Source organism: Ferrimonas aestuarii (assembly GCF_005116665.1).
Lineage (GTDB): Bacteria > Pseudomonadota > Gammaproteobacteria > Enterobacterales > Shewanellaceae > Ferrimonas > Ferrimonas aestuarii.
This window is the reverse complement of record NZ_SWCJ01000041.1, coordinates 1-891: the sequence shown is the minus strand read 5'-3', so window position 1 is coordinate 891 and position 891 is coordinate 1. Positions and strand designations below refer to the sequence as shown.

Below are 891 nucleotides of genomic sequence, written 5' to 3'. Positions count from 1 at the left end.
TGGCCTTTAAATTATCTGTGGTTGAACAGGTAGAAAAAGGCGAAATGACATACAAACAGGCACAAAAGCGGTACGGTATCCAAGGAAGAAGTACCGTGTTGGTTTGGCTCCGAAAGCACGGTCGTCAAGATTGGTCCGTTGCAAGGAAGCTTAAAATGCCACATTCATCAGAAACCCCTGCCCAAAAGATTAAACGTCTAGAGCGAGAGCTTGAGGAAGCTCAAATTCGGGTAGAAGTGCTCGATTTGATGGTCGATTACATCGATGAAGACCACGGTACAAACCTGAGAAAAAAGCTTTTGGCCGAGCATCCCGAACTCTTCAAAAAGAAAGACGGCGGTCGCTAGCGCTACTGTGTCGACAAGAAGGGATTTCTCGGCAAGCGCTGTACCAGCGTGAAAAACGCAGAGAACAGAGAGAACGAACTTTAGAGCCCGTGCTGAGCATGGTGCTCGATATCAGGCGTGTGATGCCTCGTATCGGGACGAGAAAGCTTCATCATCTGCTGCTTCCACAACTCGTGAAGGCCGACATAAAACTGGGGCGAGACGGGTTGTTTAGCTACTTGAAGTATCGCCATCTACTCATTAGACCAAAGCGAAGCTATACCAAGACGACCAACAGCAAACACTGGATGAAGAAACATCCCAATCTGTTTGCTGACATGAAGGTAGAACGACCGGAGCAGGCGCTAGTCAGTGATATTACCTACGTCCGCAGTGACGAAGGGGTGCACTACTTGTCGCTTGTTACTGACGCATACTCACGCCAAATCATGGGTTATGAGCTGAGCCACGAGATGAAAGCTGAAGATACGGTCAAAGCCCTCAACAGAGCGGTGCGAGCCAGAAGCTACTCAGGTGAATGTATCCACCACTCAGACCGAGGGGT

1 pseudogene is annotated in these 891 nt (G+C 49.2%); it reads left to right on the top strand.

Annotation, left to right across the window (positions count from 1 at the left end):
- A pseudogene (locus tag FCL42_RS21965) lies at positions 1-891 on the top strand (IS3 family transposase); the annotation flags it as partial.